This window comes from Streptococcus mitis SK575 (assembly GCF_000257865.1).
GTDB lineage: Bacteria > Bacillota > Bacilli > Lactobacillales > Streptococcaceae > Streptococcus > Streptococcus mitis_CQ.
This window is the reverse complement of record NZ_AICU01000025.1, coordinates 1-15711: the sequence shown is the minus strand read 5'-3', so window position 1 is coordinate 15711 and position 15711 is coordinate 1. Positions and strand designations below refer to the sequence as shown.

Annotated in this window: 17 protein-coding genes; 2 read left to right on the top strand and 15 right to left on the bottom strand. The window is 36.9% G+C overall.

What is annotated here, in order from left to right; translation table 11 throughout:
* Positions 1–46: 46 nt before the first annotated feature.
* The 15 genes from HMPREF1048_RS04965 to dhaK form a co-directional block, all read right to left on the bottom strand.
* Complete coding sequence (locus HMPREF1048_RS04965) at positions 47–1039, bottom strand: alpha-ketoacid dehydrogenase subunit beta (RefSeq protein ID WP_000448702.1); 993 nt, start codon at positions 1037–1039, stop codon at positions 47–49.
* 15 nt (positions 1040–1054) lie between these two features.
* Positions 1055–2023 (bottom strand): thiamine pyrophosphate-dependent dehydrogenase E1 component subunit alpha, encoded by a 969-nt coding sequence (locus tag HMPREF1048_RS04960; RefSeq protein WP_000105369.1) that lies wholly within the window; start codon positions 2021–2023, stop codon positions 1055–1057.
* Positions 2024–2176: 153 nt separating this feature from the next.
* Entirely contained in the window at positions 2177–3538 is a 1362-nt protein-coding gene (pdrM, locus tag HMPREF1048_RS04955) for a sodium-coupled multidrug efflux MATE transporter PdrM (RefSeq protein WP_000284944.1), read from the bottom strand.
* A gap of 41 nt (positions 3539–3579) precedes the next feature.
* A complete protein-coding gene (locus HMPREF1048_RS04950) occupies positions 3580–4848 on the bottom strand; it encodes a dihydroorotase (RefSeq protein WP_000924476.1) in 1269 nt (422 codons plus the stop codon).
* 12 nt (positions 4849–4860) lie between these two features.
* Positions 4861–5325 carry an NUDIX hydrolase gene (locus tag HMPREF1048_RS04945; protein WP_001135759.1) on the bottom strand — a complete coding sequence of 155 codons (465 nt, stop codon included), beginning with the start codon at positions 5323–5325 and terminating at the stop codon, positions 4861–4863.
* Positions 5326–5334: 9 nt separating this feature from the next.
* Positions 5335–5988, bottom strand: a complete 654-nt coding sequence (locus tag HMPREF1048_RS04940) for a uracil-DNA glycosylase (RefSeq protein ID WP_025171911.1) — start codon at positions 5986–5988, stop codon at positions 5335–5337.
* Between the two features lie 61 nt (positions 5989–6049).
* Positions 6050–6742, bottom strand: coding sequence for a pyrimidine 5'-nucleotidase PynA (gene pynA, locus HMPREF1048_RS04935; protein ID WP_001146456.1), 693 nt, complete (start codon positions 6740–6742; stop codon positions 6050–6052).
* 119 nt (positions 6743–6861) lie between these two features.
* Positions 6862–7074: a hypothetical protein gene (locus tag HMPREF1048_RS13410; RefSeq protein WP_000680089.1), complete on the bottom strand. Its 213-nt coding sequence runs from the start codon at positions 7072–7074 to the stop codon at positions 6862–6864.
* Positions 7075–7424: 350 nt separating this feature from the next.
* Complete coding sequence (locus HMPREF1048_RS04930) at positions 7425–9107, bottom strand: ABC transporter ATP-binding protein (protein ID WP_004248492.1); 1683 nt, start codon at positions 9105–9107, stop codon at positions 7425–7427.
* 21 nt (positions 9108–9128) lie between these two features.
* Positions 9129–9848, bottom strand: a complete 720-nt coding sequence (locus tag HMPREF1048_RS04925) for an ABC transporter ATP-binding protein (RefSeq protein ID WP_000526933.1) — start codon at positions 9846–9848, stop codon at positions 9129–9131.
* Positions 9849–9982: 134 nt separating this feature from the next.
* Positions 9983–10723, bottom strand: a complete 741-nt coding sequence (locus HMPREF1048_RS04920) for an ABC transporter permease (protein ID WP_000949749.1) — start codon at positions 10721–10723, stop codon at positions 9983–9985.
* 171 nt (positions 10724–10894) lie between these two features.
* Positions 10895–11530, bottom strand: a complete 636-nt coding sequence (locus tag HMPREF1048_RS04915; RefSeq protein ID WP_000113542.1) for a TetR/AcrR family transcriptional regulator — start codon at positions 11528–11530, stop codon at positions 10895–10897.
* A gap of 474 nt (positions 11531–12004) precedes the next feature.
* On the bottom strand, positions 12005–12379 hold the full coding sequence (gene dhaM, locus HMPREF1048_RS04910) for a dihydroxyacetone kinase phosphoryl donor subunit DhaM (protein WP_000534740.1): 375 nt from the start codon (positions 12377–12379) through the stop codon (positions 12005–12007).
* Positions 12379–12954 carry a dihydroxyacetone kinase subunit DhaL gene (dhaL, locus tag HMPREF1048_RS04905; RefSeq protein ID WP_000990806.1) on the bottom strand — a complete coding sequence of 192 codons (576 nt, stop codon included), beginning with the start codon at positions 12952–12954 and terminating at the stop codon, positions 12379–12381. Before dhaL ends, dhaM begins: the two co-directional genes overlap by 1 nt.
* Positions 12955–12975: 21 nt before the next feature.
* Positions 12976–13965 (bottom strand): dihydroxyacetone kinase subunit DhaK, encoded by a 990-nt coding sequence (dhaK, locus tag HMPREF1048_RS04900; RefSeq protein WP_000720688.1) that lies wholly within the window; start codon positions 13963–13965, stop codon positions 12976–12978.
* Positions 13966–14118: 153 nt separating this feature from the next.
* On the opposite strand from dhaK, the gene dhaS reads away from it, so the two are divergent.
* Both dhaS and dhaQ read left to right on the top strand, forming a co-directional pair.
* Positions 14119–14649, top strand: coding sequence for a dihydroxyacetone kinase transcriptional activator DhaS (gene dhaS / locus HMPREF1048_RS04895; RefSeq protein ID WP_000168609.1), 531 nt, complete (start codon positions 14119–14121; stop codon positions 14647–14649).
* A complete protein-coding gene (gene dhaQ, locus HMPREF1048_RS04890; protein WP_000142823.1) occupies positions 14646–15635 on the top strand; it encodes a DhaKLM operon coactivator DhaQ in 990 nt (329 codons plus the stop codon). The genes dhaS and dhaQ overlap by 4 nt, the downstream gene beginning before the upstream one ends.
* Positions 15636–15711: the final 76 nt, after the last annotated feature.

Sequence of the window (15711 nt, the reverse complement as noted above, 5' to 3'; positions counted from 1 at the left end):
AAAGTTAAAAGCAAGCATTATTTTACATAACTTATATTATGTAAATTTATTCTTTGTTATAAGTTTTACGGATGGCATCTTTGATGCTTTCAACTGTTGGAATCATTGCATTTTCTAGGTTTTGTGCATAAGGCATCGGCACATCTTCTCCTGCGCAACGGCGGATTGGTGCATCTAGATAGTCAAATGCTTCTGACTCTGAAATAATAGCTGAAATCTCTCCGATATAGCCACTTGTTTTGTGGGCATCGTTGACCAGAACAACCTTACCAGTCTTCTTAACTGAGTTAATGATAATATCCTTATCAAGCGGAACAAGGGTACGTGGGTCAACAATTTCAACAGAAATGCCTTCTTCTGCTAATTCTTCAGCTGCTTGAACCACACGACGGAGCATTTTTCCATAAGTAACAACTGTTACATCCGTACCTTGGCGTTTGATTTCCCCAACTCCAAGTGGGATCGTGTAGTCTGGATCAACTGGCACTTCCCCTTTTTGGTTAAATTCTGACTTGTACTCAAGAATAATAACAGGGTTATTATCACGGATAGAAGACTTAAGCAGTCCTTTCATGTCCGCAGGTGTTCCAGGTGCTACAACCTTAAGTCCAGGAATGTGAGTAAACCAAGACTCTAGTGATTGCGAGTGCTGGGCTGCAGAACCAACTCCGTTACCAGCAGCGCATCGAACGGTCATTGGAACCTGACCTTTACCACCAAACATGTAACGTGTTTTCGCAGCTTGGTTGACGATATTGTCCATGGCAATAACCGAGAAATCCATGAAGGTCATATCGACGATTGGTCGAAGGCCTGTCATGGCTGCTCCGGCTGCTGCACCTGAAATGGCAGCTTCAGAAATTGGACAATCACGAACACGTTCTGGACCAAATTCTTCAAGCATTCCAACAGAAGTACCGAAGTCTCCTCCAAAGACACCGACGTCTTCTCCCATCAAGAATATATTTTCATCGCGACGCATTTCCTCAGACATAGCAAGGATAATGGTGTCACGGAAGGACATTGTTTTTGTTTCCATTTTATCTCTTTCTCCTTAGTCTGCGTAAATATCTTCAAATGCTGATTCAAGTGGTGGGAATGGACTTTCTTCCGCAAATTTAACAGAAGCTTCTACGGCTTCCTTTACTTGCGCTTGGATTTCTTCCAATTCTTCGGCACTTGCAATGTTATTTTCAATAAAGTAATTGCGGAGGTTTTCGATCGGGTCTTTTTGTTTCCACAATTCCACTTCTTCACGTGTACGATATTTACCAGGGTCAGATGATGAGTGACCAAGCCAGCGATAAGTTACACTTTCAATCAAGACTGGACCATTGCCACCACGAACATGATCTACAGCTTTCTTAAATCCTTCATAGACATCGATGACATTGTTTCCATCTTCGATAAACATTCCAGGAATTCCATAAGCAGCGCTACGTTGATGGATATGCTCCACATTGGTCATTTTCTTGATATCCGCAGAGATTCCATAACCGTTATTAATGCAATAGAAAATGACTGGCAGGTTCCAGATAGAAGCCATGTTTACTGCTTCGTGGAAAACACCTTCATTGGTCGCACCATCTCCAAAGAAGCAGACAACGATTTTTCCGGTATTTTGCATTTGCTGACTAAGAGCTGCACCGACAGCGATTCCCATACCACCACCTACGATACCATTGGCACCAAGGTTACCAGCATCAAGGTCGGCAATATGCATAGATCCACCTTTACCTTTACAGGTTCCAGTGTATTTTCCAAGAATTTCAGCCATCATTCCGTTGAGGTCAATTCCTTTGGCAATAGCTTGTCCGTGACCACGGTGGTTTGAGGTAATTAGATCATCTGGATTGAGAGCCAACATAGCACCCACGTTAGCTGCCTCTTCTCCAACAGAAAAGTGCGTCATTCCTGGCACTTTTCCTTTCTTTACTAATTGCGCAATTTTTAAGTCCATACGACGGATTTCTTCCATCTTACGGAACATTTCTAGCAAAAGATTTTTATCTAAAGTCGACATCTTCTTGCCTTTCTAACTTTCTTCTTACCTTACTATTTTACCGTTTTTAGAAAGCACTGTCAAAGTTTTTCTAAAAGAAATTTCACAAAATAAAAAAGAAAACCCCATAGGAATAAGGGATTTCCTTATCAAGAATATTTTTTCACAAACTTTTTAGCGTTTAGATTTTACTAAAGATTCAAATCTCTTCATAATCACAGTCAAACGCCAACGGTAGAGCGCCCCACTCACGATTAGACTAATAATCAAACCAATCCAATATGAATAAGCGCCAAAATCTGTTAGGGAATCAAATACCATAGCCACTGGGATTGCTACGCCCCAATAACCAACCAAACCAAGGTAAAAAGGAATAACTGTATCCTTATACCCCCGTAAAATTCCCTGAAGCGGTGCCGCAAAGGTATCTGCTAACTGGAAGAAGAGGCTGTAAGTCAAAAAACGCGCTGTCAAATCGATAAATTCTGGGTCGTTACCATAAAGACTGGCCACATTTCCTCTAAAAATGTAAAGGAAAGATAAGGTGAAGGCCGCAAAAATGAGGGCGGTCCCTCTTCCTAAACCAATATAGGTTTTAGCATCATCAAATCGCTTGGCTCCCACTTCATAGGAAACGACAATAGCCATAGCCGATGAGATACTCATAGGAAAGGCGTACATAAGAGTTGAAAAGTTCATAGCTGACTGATGACTAGCGATAATCAAGGACGAAAACTTAGCCATAATCAAGCCAACCACAGAAAAGATGGCCACTTCCGCAAAGACAGTTCCCCCAATAGGCAGACCTAAGCGAACTCCTTCCTTGATTTTATCCATATTAAGCGAAATGCGTTTCTCAAGATGTAGGGCTTTTAGCTTCTCCTGTTTAAATAAAACCAGAACAGAAATCCCCAGCAAGAGCCAGTAGGCCAAGGATGTTCCTAAACCAGCACCAGCACCTCCCAGTTCTGGAACACCAAAGGCCCCGTAAATCAAGAGATAGTTAAATCCACTATTGAGAGGAAGTAACAAAAGCATGAGGTACATGGACAGTTTGGTCAACCCTAGTGAATCCAGCAAGGAGCGAATGACACTAAAAAGCAACAGGGGGATAATTCCGATAGATAAAAGCCAAAGATAGCGAATCGCTACTGCCGCCACCGGTGCTTCTAAGCCAATATGATTCAAGATTGGTGGTGCCAAGAAAAGTACCATCCCCAGCAAGAGCACAGATAGACCCAAGGCCAGATAGATGAACTGATAAAAATCAGACGCAACCTCTTCCTTTTTGCCTCGCCCAAGATGGTGACCAATGATGGGCACCAAGGCTGACACAATCCCTGTTAGAAATGTAAAGAAAGGATTCCAGATACTGGTGGCCATAGATACACCAGCCAAGTCCATGGTATTGTATTGGCCAGTCATAGTCGTATCAACAAAGGATGCAGAATAATTGGCAAATTGATAAATCAGGATAGGGAAAAATATCTTTAAAAATAAGATAAACTTGTCTTTAAAATGATGGGTCTGGTACATATAAGCTCTCTATTCTTTTTGTTTACAGAGCAGACTCCCACCTAGTTTTGATAGACAATTTGTCCCTTACAGATGGTATATTTAACCTGCCCTTTTAAGGTTTCACCGATGAATGGTGAATTAGCTGCTTTCGAAGCAAAATGGGAGTCCACAAGGCGGTCAGCCTTAGCATCAAAAATAGTGATGTCCGCCGGACCATTCTCAGCCAAGTAACCTGCTTCAAAGTTGTAAAGCTTGGATGGGTTGTATGTCATTTTTTCAAGTAATTCCATCAAGCTTAACTCACCAGCTTCTACCAAATAGGTCAAGCCAAGAGATAGGGATGTTTCCAAGCCTGTCATACCAGATGGCGCTTTGGTAATATCCTCAACATTTTTTTCATCCGCATGGTGAGGCGCGTGGTCTGTCGCAATAACTGTGATGACGCCTGATTTAAGACCCTCGATAACAGCACGACGGTCTGATTCCAAACGAAGCGGAGGATTCATCTTAGCATTGCTTCCTTGTGTCAAAAGGAGTGCTTCTGTCTTAGAGAAATGCTGTGGCGCTACTTCTGCTGTGACTTGCGCTCCCAATCCTTGAGCAAACTCCACTACTTTAACACTTTCTTCCTTAGACAAATGCTGAATATGAACATGGGCTTTGGTTGCATAGGCAATCATGACATCACGCGCCATCATAGCATACTCAGCTACCCCAGTCGCACCACAGATATGGAAATGTTCTTTAGCAATGTTTTCATTAAACCCAAGAACACCGTTCAATCCTGGATCTTCCTCATGAAGACTAATAAAGGTATTAAGCTTTTTAGCTTCCTCCATGGCTTCCTTGACAACTTTACTACTTTCAAGTGGGATGCCGTCGTCTGAGAAACCAACCGCTCCAGCTTCTAAAAGCGCCTTAAAGTCTGTCAAATCTTGGCCATTAAAGTTTTTAGTAATGGTCGCAACCGTCTTAACATTAATCTTCTCTTTGGAAGCTGACTGGAGAACTTCTTGCAAAGTCTCCACGTCTGAAATGGTTGGACTAGTATTAGCCATCATGACAACCGTTGTAAAACCACCTGCAGCGGCTGCTAGGGCACCAGTATGGATATCCTCCTTGTGGGTCTGACCAGGTTCACGGAAATGAACATGAATATCGACCAAGCCAGGAGCAACTACAAGACCAGTAGCATCAATTATCTCTGCTCCTTCTTCCTTGATTTCAGGCGCAATTTTGATAATTTTCCCATCTTGAACTAAGACATCACACACTTGATCCAAACCAGACTTGGGATCCATTACACGACCATTTTTGATTAGTAGCATCTGCTTTCTCCTTTATTCATAGAAATCAACTTGGGTATCCAACAATTTATCCCCATCATAAACAAACTTGGCTGAAAAGAAGGGCTTATCCTCTAAAAGCCACTCAACAAAGGTGTGGTCACCCTCCCAAGTTGGCTTGCTCAGAACTTCATCATAGGGAACCCATTCTAAGGTTCCCTCATTGCAGTCAATCAAGTCACCCTCAAACTCTGTCACCTTAAAAACATAGGTGTACCAGTCTAAATCTGGTGTAAATTCTGGAAAAGTGATAACGCCTTTTAGAACTGGCTGGGCTTTGAGCCCTGTTTCTTCAAGGATTTCACGCTCAGCGCATTCCTGAGGGGTCTCACCTCGCTCTAGCTTACCACCCACACCAATCCATTTGCCCGCATGGACATCATTTGGCTTCTTATTACGGTGGAGCATAAGAAGTTCTTTCCCGTTATCAATGTAACAAATCGTCGCTAACTGAGGCATATTTTCTCCTTATCTAAGCCAATCAATTGGCTCTTGTCCTGTCTCTTTTAAGAATGCATTGGCCTTGGAAAAAGGCTTGGAACCCCAAAATCCTCTATAAACTGACAAAGGACTGGGATGGGCTGATTCGATAATCAAGTGATGAGGATTGGTAACCAAGGTCTTCTTCTTACGTGCATAAGCTCCCCAGAGTACAAAAACGACTGGTCTATCTAGATGATTGACCACCTGAATTACAGCATCCGTAAAGGGCTCCCATATCTGCCCAGCATGACCATTGGCCTGTCCAGCAGGAACCGTCAAACAAGCATTAAGAAGCAAGACTCCTTGCTCAGCCCATGCTGTCAAATCATGAGATTTCTTAACCCCGATATCATCTGACAATTCTTTCAAGATATTTTGCAAGGATGGCGGAGCTGGGATAGAGTCAGGTACAGAAAAACTCAAGCCCTGCGCTTGACCTGGTCCGTGATAGGGATCTTGCCCTAGAATCACCACCTTAACTTCTTCAAGCGGTGTTGTCAAGAGAGCTTGAAAAACCTTTTCCTTGGGTGGATAAATAGTCCCCTGAGCATAGACCTGCTCCATAAACTGATTGATTTTCCCAAAATAACCCTCAGGTAATTGCGCCTTAATCAAAGCATGCCAAGACGAGTGTTCCATAGCCAACTCCTTCATTTTTACTGCCTCTATTATAGCAAAAAGTGGCTATCTAAACCACTTTTTACAGTTTATCTAAACAATCCAGCAAGTCTTTGTAAGAATGGACTTCGTAGGTTGGCTGGGCTTGTGTGGGATTTTCGAGGTCATGAGGATTATACCAGATAGTGTCAATCCCCGCATTATTGCCACCTTGAATGTCGGCGGTTAGGGAATCTCCAATCATCAGCGTCTTTTCTTTGCTAAAACCTGCAATCTGTTGGCCAATATTTTCATAAAAGAGAGCATCAGGCTTTTGTGTTTGTAGCTGTTCAGAGATAAAGACTTGGTTGAAGTAAGGAGCCAAACGTGATTGAGCCAAACGACCTGTCTGAATGGCAGTAATACCATTTGTCGCAGCATATAGCTCATAATCACGCTCGATGAGGCTGTCTAAGAGTTCATGAGCGCCTGAAAAAGTTTGCCCCTGCTGGGCAAGGTAAAATTGGTAACGCTGGGCTAGAAAACTACCATCTTTTTCCAGTCCAAAGTGAGCAAATAAACGAGAAAAGCGCGTGTTAACCAGCTCTTGTTTACTAATTTTCTTTTGCTCCAAGTCCTTCCAGAGAGATTTGTTCATAGGAACGTAAAAGTCTTTGTAGGCCTGAATATCTGCAACTCCTTCTTCTTTTAGGAGTTGCGTCAAAGCCACATCCTCAGCAGCATCAAAATCAAGCAAGGTATGGTCAAGGTCGAAGAGTAAAACTTTGTAGGGCAATTTGAGAGTTTTCCTTTCTAGGATAAACAACTTTCACTTCATTCGGTTGTTTAATGTAAAAACTTAAAAGTGGTAAAGTATAACAAAAATAATAGTTCCAATTGATTAACTAACCCATACTATTCTAGTGAATTATAGAAAAATCTTCTATAAATTCGAGCAATAGTTAAAATACAAACAAATATAATTCCCAAAATAGATAACACTATTTTCACAAAATTCATTTCAGAGCCTATTACATAGATATGAAAAAGAGGGGCTAGTCCTACACATAGAGACAATAGATAACTACTAAATCTTATCTCACCAATTCCTGCAAAAAAATGTTTCATTTTAAATATTCTCCTTTGAAGCCCCTAATGATTAAAAATAATGACTGCTTAAAATTAAACAGCTCTAAAATCTAAATATTTGTCAGAGATAAGCTATACTAAGATTATTTTTTAAGCACAACCTTCTTGCTCTTATGGTTTAATTATATTATAACACTATAAAATTTTCAATTTAATTGATATTTACCATTTAATCATATTCGATGAGTTGTATTTTACAGATTAATATTATTTAGCCTTCTTTTTTAGTCACTTTTTAATTCTCAAATTCCCTTTGTTTATACAACCATAATATTATTGAAAAACAACTTAAGATTAAAGATTTTCATCCTCTTTTTATTCTGGTAGCATTACACACTCAACTCAACCAATTTATAAAATTCACCTTTCCTATCCATCAAGTTATCAAAAGAACCATCTTCAACAATAACTCCATTTTTCATAAAAAGAATTCTATTGTATTTTTTCAACATGCTCTTATTTAACTTATGCGTAACAACAAGAACCGTCAAATCTTGAATTTCTAAAATTGAATTTTCAATTTCAGTAGTAACTTTATTATCTAAAGACGAGGTAGCCTCATCTAATAATAAGATTGGTGTTTTTCGAATTAAAGCACGCGCAATACTAAGTCTCTGTCTTTCTCCCCCAGATAGATTTGATCCATTCTCGCCACATAAAGTTTGTAGACCTAATTCATTTTCTAAAATATAACTTTCTAAGCCAGACTGCTGTACAGCTTTTTTTATATCATCTTCAGTAAAGGATTGACTAAGGGTAATATTTGCTTTTAAAGTATCATCAAAGATATAAACATCTTGCTGAACAATAGTCATTAAGTTATAAAGGCTCTCTGCTGAAATAGCTTGCAAATCTTGATTATCAATTGAGATATACCCACTTGTTACATCATAGAAACGCAGTAATAGATTGAGTAAAGTTGATTTTCCACTGCCTGACATACCTACTATTGCAATTTTTTCCCCCTTTTTGATCTGCAAAGATAAATTATTAAAAATCTTTTCCTCAGCATTAGGGTAGGAAAAATCTACGTTTGAAAAAGAAATGACATCTTCAAAATATTCTTTCGTTTTACCAGTTTGAAGTTCGATTACATCTTTTACCTCAAATGAATTCAGTGTAGCCTGACCTTCGCGGAATTTACTCATTCCCATACCAATTTCATTTAGTGGCATTACTACAAAATTGACTAGTTGAACAATAGCTGTAACACTCCCAATTGTGGTATGCCCACCGAAGACCAGATACATTCCTCCACCAAAGGCTACTAAAAAAACAATCATCCCTGAAAGTTGAGAAATAACATTAGATAAAACATCAAATTTCCCTTTGATGAAATATATCTCATCCAATTTTTCGCTTTCGTTTTTGTAATCTTGACCAATAGCCTCTTTCACATTAAAACTCTTTATAACTAGAAACCCTGCTAAAATATCTTTAACCTTAGCTAAATATTTCTGATCGGCTATCATAGAACTATTTTGTAGAGAGGCTGATTTTTGTCCAATAAATCCTGAAATCATCATAGGAATAATGCTAGCAATGATAACTAATAAGGTCAAAAACCAATTACCTATAAACATGGCTACTAGTGAGAAAATCATTAAGGAAATATTTTTTGAAATATTAAAATATTGGTGCAAATAATCCTGCTCAATTTTCTTCATGTTCTCAGTTAATATTGAAATAAATTTCCCTGATTTTTCCTTAGAAAATTCTCTATAATCCCTATCTAAAATAGATTCAAACACCTTATTTTTGTATCTTGACATAATCTGCCTAACAAGTTTATTTCTTAATCGAAGGGATATAAAATTAAGACTGGCATAGATAAATATTACGATAGCACCTATTAGTATAGCTTGGGTTAGAGCTTCCCTATTTTGGGACATTCCACTATCAATTATAATTTTAATAGAATAAGCAAAAGCAATATTAGTTAAAGGAACTAATATATTAAAAATCATGAAAGTATAAAAAGACTTCTTATGGTACTTTGTCAATTGTTTCATTCCTAATCTACCTCGTAATTCTTAAATTTCATTTAGAAAATGTGACATAAAATATTCTTCTAAGTCAATATTCTCTCTCCTAATCTCTTTCATAGAGACCTGTTCTACAATTTCTCCATTTTTGATAAAACCAATCTTATCTGCTATCTGTGAAATTTCCGATAATATATGACTCGATATTAGGATTGTAATTCCATGCTCCTTTGAAAGCGACAACAAAAGATTTCGAATTTCTTGAATTCCTATTGGATCTAAACCATTGATTGGTTCATCTAAAATTAACAATTTAGGTTTTGTTAGGAAAGCCCGAGCTAAACCAAGCCTTTGCCTCATTCCTAACGAAAAATCTTTTACTTTTTTAGTCGTATTTTTTAATCCGACCATTCTTAAGGCTCTTATTATATCTGATTCAATAATATTTTTCCCCATATACTGAGCGTGAATTTCCAAAATTTCTTTTGCAGTGCAATTATCATAAAAAATTGGTGATTCAATAATACTTCCAATCTGACTTAGGATTTCTTCTCTGTGTTCTTGTAGATTTTTCCCAAAAATTTCAATACTACCTGATGTAATTGTTGATAAGGATAACATACATTTCATTAACGTTGTTTTTCCGGCACCATTCGGTCCTAAAAAACCATAGATTTCTCCTTCAGCAATTTGAAGGTTGATACCACTTAAAATTTCTTCTTTATCAATTGTTTTAAAAACTTCTTTTACTTCAACAATATTTCCCATTTCTATCTCTCTTTCTATAGCCAGCTTTAAATGCAAAATTTTTTCTTAAGGAGCATAACTACCAATTTATACAGCTCTTCTTTTAAAGTAATCATCAAAGAATTATCACTTTCCTTCCATTAAATTTAGCTATACTACTTGATATTAATATCTTTTCTTGAAATAGTATAAATTGAAAATGAAACAATCATTAAACTTATGAAACTAGCAAACATTAAGAAGAATAAGTTATCAACAAAATTATTAGTTAAACTACCTGAACTTACATTCGAAAGTAACGCTGCTAAACCAAGTCCTGAAAGCATTGTTATAGCTATTGAATGCCTAATCATACCTAAAACAAAAGGTAGTATTCCGATTAATACTGTTCCAACCGTAATTCCAGCTAAGTTAATCATTTGATTAGCTATTGGGATATAATTCGATTCGGTTAAAACTGCTACTAATTTAATTAATAATTGAATAACTAAATGTGCAGTAAAATGAGCAATAAATGATATCAGAATTACTGTAAGCATTTTTCCCCATAGTAACTTTATTTTAGAAACAGGGTAGGAAAACAGCTGAAAAATTGTTCTTCGTTTAAATTCATCAATAATAATCGTAGACAATAAATAAGATTCAAAAATCAAAAATGCTGCTTTAGTAAATAAAGATGCAAACAATGATGTTGCAATTGCCCAACTTCCCCATTTATCAGTAATTTTAATATTATTGGCACTCTGTCCAACAAAATCTCCCAGTTTATTATCAGTACCTAACCCCATGATTATGATTCCTGTAATACCTAATATTATCAATATAGTACCCAACCAAGCAAAAAATAATTTTGATTTTGAAACTTTATTTAATTCAATTTTAATAAGCGACAACATAGATTTTTCCTCCAAAAAATTTTGTTAATATTAATTACACTATTCAAAAAGCACCTTACATACTTATGGTATGTTGAATTCCAAAAAATAAACATACTAAAGGTATGTATAATGGAATTTTTAATACCATATCTAGAGTATGGTATTTTTTAAAATATCAATACTTAAAATTTATTTGACACCTTTTAAGTGATCAAATAATTGGAAAATTACTTCCATCATTTCATCAGTAATCAACTGCACTCCCAAACCTTCAAAAGTTAGTTTAATGAACTTCATTTTACTCTTTAATTCTTCTACTGAATAAATAGAAATTTGGAACCCAATCCAAATATTCAAAGTTAAAACAATCAAATCAGCTAGCTCTTCAGGATATTCTGTTTTAATTGATTTATCTTTAACACCTTCGAAAACTTTTTCTCTAATCCCTGGTAAAAAATCAGAAAATAAACTTAAATACTGTTCTCCTAACAAACGTGGACTTCTTAGCATAATTGAGACAGAGTATACTAATCTTTGTTGTTCTAAATTAGAGAACGCATCCATCAAAGAATTTTGTATTTTTTCTAATGCAGTATCTCCTCTCCAATTGTAATTTAAAATTTCTTGATTATTTTCGCTAATGATTGATTGCAATATTTCATCTTTAGACTCGAAATGATGATAAATAACACCTTTCGTCAATCCACCTAACCCATCGATTATATCTTGTATTGAGGTGTTATCAAATCCTTTTTCTAAAAATAAATCTTTCGAAACTTTTAATATTTTTTTTCTAGTTTCATGTGAGTTTCTATTCCTTGCCATTATAACTCCTTTCCAACATACTAACGGTATGTAATCTCATTATAATGCAAGAAACTAATAATGTCAAGATTCTTTTTATCCCCTATAATTTTCAAAATTCATTGGCAAACTACTATCCTATACAATTGACAGCTCAAATCTTTCAGAATAGAACAATCCTAACTATCGAACATCCTATCTTCATAAATATCCATGCAATTCTAAACCTAGAATTCCTATAAACTAAATGTTTTCGCACTATTCTAAGCCATTGATTGCCTTAAATTTTAATTTTTAAAGGATTCTAAAACTAGAATAGTCCCATCACAATCAGTTTTGAATGATGAACAATTTAGAAACTCTATGATTCTACTCCTTTTAAACAAAAAGGAACTGCATAAAGCAATCCTTTTCTGATTTTTAAATTATTTACTTAAAATTTGATAGTTGAGATAATCAATAGCCCGCCTATAAAAAGAGTTATAGTAAAATTCCTTATTTATTAATTTCAAGCTCCGACAACTGTGTTTGAATAACTGACAGTTCTGCACCAGCCTGAAGAAGAGCAGCTGCAGTATAGGCACCTTCTACAATTGGAACCCTGTTGATGAGGATACTTTTATCACTGAAATCAGCTACCATTTCTAAGTTCATTTTAGCAGAACCTAGGTCAAAAAAAGCTAATAAAGTATCTGCTGGATTTTCGGAAACAACCCTATCTACTTGATCAAAACTTGTTCCAATTCCTCCATCTTCGGTTCCTCCTACATAAGTAATCGGAACATCTTTAGCTACTTCACTAATCAGTTCAACGACACCTTGTGCAATGTGTTTGGAATGTGAAACGATAACAAGACCAATACTTCCCATTAAACCACCCCAGTTTCTAAAAGAGCAGTAAAGAGTAATCCTGATGAGAATGATCCAGGATCAATATGTCCAAGAGAACGTTCTCCTACATAAGATGCTCTTCCTTTAGTTGCAAGTAAATCTTTGGTAGCATTCACTACCTTATCAATAACCTCTTGAGTCAATTGACCAGCAGACAAAGCGGCAATAACAGGAATCCAAACATCAACCATTGTCTTTTCTCCAACTTCTGCTTTCCCACGTTTGACAATCATATCCAAACCGCTTTGTAAGATTTCCTCTATTTTCGAATTTGAATCAGCCTTGGCCATGCCCATAAAAGCAGAGCCATACAAGGGACCAGAAGCACCGCCTACCTTGCTCAGTAATTGCATTGAGACAAGTTTAAACACATCACTGCTTGTTTCAAATTGCTTTCCTTCTAAGTTTTCCATAACTGCAGCCATTCCACGCGCCATATTTCCACCGTGGTCTCCATCTCCTATAGGGGTGTCTAGCTCACTAAGGTAATCTTTCTGTTCTTGAATCTTTTCATTAAAAAGCTTCATCCATTCAAGAGCTTGTTCAGCATTCATGCGACATTTCCTCCTTGAGTTTTACCAAGCTGGGGTAGTAACAGGTGCATTTAGAGCATCCAACCACTCATCATCTGCCAATCGAATCAATGTTAATGACAAGCCAGCCATATCGATTGATGTCATATAGTTTCCAATTTTCTTAAATGCCAACTCAACACCTTTTTCATGGAGTAATTTAGCCACATCATTTGCAAATACGTATTGTTCCATAAGAGGAGTGCTTCCTAAACCATTAATGAGAAGGCCATAGCGTTCACCAGTCTTAAGTTGGAAACCTTCAGATAATTTTTCAACCAATTCTGAGGCCAATTGTGCTGAGGGTTGCATTTTCTCTTTCTTATATCCTGGCTCACCATGAATACCAACACCATATTCAAATTCATCATCTTCTAAAACAAATCCTGGTTTCCCAACTTCAGGAACGGTTGCTCCAGACAGGGCCAGCCCAATTGTTTTAATTTCTAAGACAAGTTTATTGGCCAAGTCCTTCATTTCAGATAATGATTTACCAGAACGAGCTACAGCACCCAAAATTTTATGGACTAATATAGTACCTGCGACACCTCGACGACCTTGGGTATAGAGACTATTTTCAACAGCGATATCATCATCAACCACTACACTTGCTACATCAATACCTTCCATTTCAGCAAGTTCTTGTGCAATTTCAAAGTTCATAATGTCACCAGAATAGTTCTTGATGACCATGAAAACTCCAGCACCTTCATCAGCCGCCTTAATGGCTCCTAAAATTTGGTCCGGAGTAGGTGAAGTAAAGACTGCTCCACAAATGGCAGCAGACAACATTCCATCTCCTACAAATCCAGCATGACTTGGTTCATGTCCTGAACCTCCACCTGAAATGAGTCCAACTTTTCCTGTCTTTTCTGCCTTTCTAACGATGACATCAAAACCATCTAAGCGTTGAACCAAGTCATCATGCATGAATGACAATCCCTGCAACATTTCATCAACAACTTGTGTCGGTTCATTTATAATTTTTTTCATGAGAAACTCCTTTCGGCATGTACCTTTGTTTTCGCTTTCATTATATATTTTTTATCGCTGGCTGATAAGGGACAGATTCTATTATTTGTCCCCTTTTAAACCCGTTTAAAACATTTTTTTGGTAAAATGAAGTAAGTAACAGAAAGGCTTCCTATGGCATCATCACTTATTACAAAAAAACGGATTGCCAAGGCATTTAGAGACCTATTAGCTACTAGAGAATTTGATAAAATCTCTATTGTAGATATCATGGAATCAGCTGGCATTCGTAGACAGACCTTTTACAATCACTTTCTTGACAAATATGAACTGCTAGACTGGATATTTGAAACTGACTTAACCGAGTATATTACCAATAACTTGGACTTCATTTCAGGTCAAAAACTATTACAAGAATTATTTTTTTATTTCGAACAAGAGCGTGACTTTTATATTCAACTTTTTGATATTCAAGGGCAAAATAACTTCTATGACCACTTTATCAGCTACTGTCGCTTGCTTGTATCAAAAATTTTAAGAGAATACGGTCAGATTGATATCGATTCATCTGCTTATACTTGTTTTTTGTTAGACTATCATTCACATGCTCTAGCAGAAATCGTGAAGGCTTACGTCAATAAAAAAAGTCCAGTTCCACAACCAGACTTTCTAATCATGACAATTATTGGAAAGAGACCACAATGACATTTATTTCAAATCATAAACAGAAAATTATTTCAAGTTACATTTCGGCAACTGTCAGCAGTCATCCTGAATTAGAAAAACACCCTACTTTACCACTAGTCTATCAAAAAAATCGCAATCCTCATCAGGTTCCAATATTGTCGGGTGGAGGTTCCGGTCACGAACCTGCGCATATTGGATATGTGGGAGAAGGAATGCTTACTGCTGCTATCTATGGCCAATTATTTACTCCTCCTACAAGAACTGAAATCTTAGAGTCCATTCGTTTTTTAAACAATGGTCACGGTGTCTTCATCATTATAAAAAATTTCGAAGCAGACATCAAAGAATTTAGCTGGGCCATTAATACTGCTAGACAAGAAGGAATTAAGGTCGGCTATAGTCTAGCACACGACGATATTTCTATTGAACCTCACAATAGATTTCAAATTAGAGGAAGAGGGCTTGCAGGGACTATTTTACTTCATAAAGTTCTAGGATATGCAGCTCAAAATGGTGCCGACATCGAGCAACTAACTGATTTAGGTCATGAACTTGCTCCCGAAATCGCAACAATTGGCTTTGCAACGAAATCTGCTAGTCTCCCCCAAGCCACCCGTCCACTATTTAACTTGGAAGAAGGAAATATTTCTTATGGTATTGGGATACATGGCGAAGAAGGCTATCGTATCGTCCCATTCCAATCATCGGAAATCCTTGCAAATGAAATTATAAGTAAATTAAGATTGCACTATCATTGGAAGAAGGGTGATCAATTTATATTGCTTGTAAATAATCTAGGCACTACTAGCAACCTAGAAATGGGCATATTTATCAACGATCTCCTTCAACTCTTAGAAATTGAAGGAGTCACTATAACCTTTATAAAATCAGGAAAATTTATGACCAGTCTGGATATGGCAGGTATATCCGTAACTCTTTGCCCTGCGAAAAATAAACAATGGTTAGAAGCGCTCAATGCTCCAACAACAGCTTTTGCATGGTAATTTACTTGTATAAATCAAAAGAGCTACATCACTTGGTAGCCATTTGCTTTTATCTTATACTCAATGAAAATCAAAA

Bases quoted from the DNA above. Each gene is read 5' to 3' on its own strand.
- HMPREF1048_RS04965 (WP_000448702.1), bottom strand. From the start codon at position 1,039: ATGGAAACAAAAACAATGTCCTTCCGTGACACCATTATCCTTGCTATG.
- HMPREF1048_RS04960 (WP_000105369.1), bottom strand. From the start codon at position 2,023: ATGTCGACTTTAGATAAAAATCTTTTGCTAGAAATGTTCCGTAAGATG.
- pdrM (WP_000284944.1), bottom strand. From the start codon at position 3,538: ATGTACCAGACCCATCATTTTAAAGACAAGTTTATCTTATTTTTAAAG.
- HMPREF1048_RS04950 (WP_000924476.1), bottom strand. From the start codon at position 4,848: ATGCTACTAATCAAAAATGGTCGTGTAATGGATCCCAAGTCTGGTTTG.
- HMPREF1048_RS04945 (WP_001135759.1), bottom strand. From the start codon at position 5,325: ATGCCTCAGTTAGCGACGATTTGTTACATTGATAACGGGAAAGAACTT.
- HMPREF1048_RS04940 (WP_025171911.1), bottom strand. From the start codon at position 5,988: ATGGAACACTCGTCTTGGCATGCTTTGATTAAGGCGCAATTACCTGAG.
- HMPREF1048_RS13410 (WP_000680089.1), bottom strand. From the start codon at position 7,074: ATGAAACATTTTTTTGCAGGAATTGGTGAGATAAGATTTAGTAGTTAT.
- HMPREF1048_RS04930 (WP_004248492.1), bottom strand. From the start codon at position 9,107: ATGAAACAATTGACAAAGTACCATAAGAAGTCTTTTTATACTTTCATG.
- HMPREF1048_RS04925 (WP_000526933.1), bottom strand. From the start codon at position 9,848: ATGGGAAATATTGTTGAAGTAAAAGAAGTTTTTAAAACAATTGATAAA.
- HMPREF1048_RS04920 (WP_000949749.1), bottom strand. From the start codon at position 10,723: ATGTTGTCGCTTATTAAAATTGAATTAAATAAAGTTTCAAAATCAAAA.
- HMPREF1048_RS04915 (WP_000113542.1), bottom strand. From the start codon at position 11,530: ATGGCAAGGAATAGAAACTCACATGAAACTAGAAAAAAAATATTAAAA.
- dhaM (WP_000534740.1), bottom strand. From the start codon at position 12,379: ATGGGAAGTATTGGTCTTGTTATCGTTTCACATTCCAAACACATTGCA.
- dhaL (WP_000990806.1), bottom strand. From the start codon at position 12,954: ATGAATGCTGAACAAGCTCTTGAATGGATGAAGCTTTTTAATGAAAAG.
- dhaK (WP_000720688.1), bottom strand. From the start codon at position 13,965: ATGAAAAAAATTATAAATGAACCGACACAAGTTGTTGATGAAATGTTG.
- dhaS (WP_000168609.1), top strand. From the start codon at position 14,119: ATGGCATCATCACTTATTACAAAAAAACGGATTGCCAAGGCATTTAGA.
- dhaQ (WP_000142823.1), top strand. From the start codon at position 14,646: ATGACATTTATTTCAAATCATAAACAGAAAATTATTTCAAGTTACATT.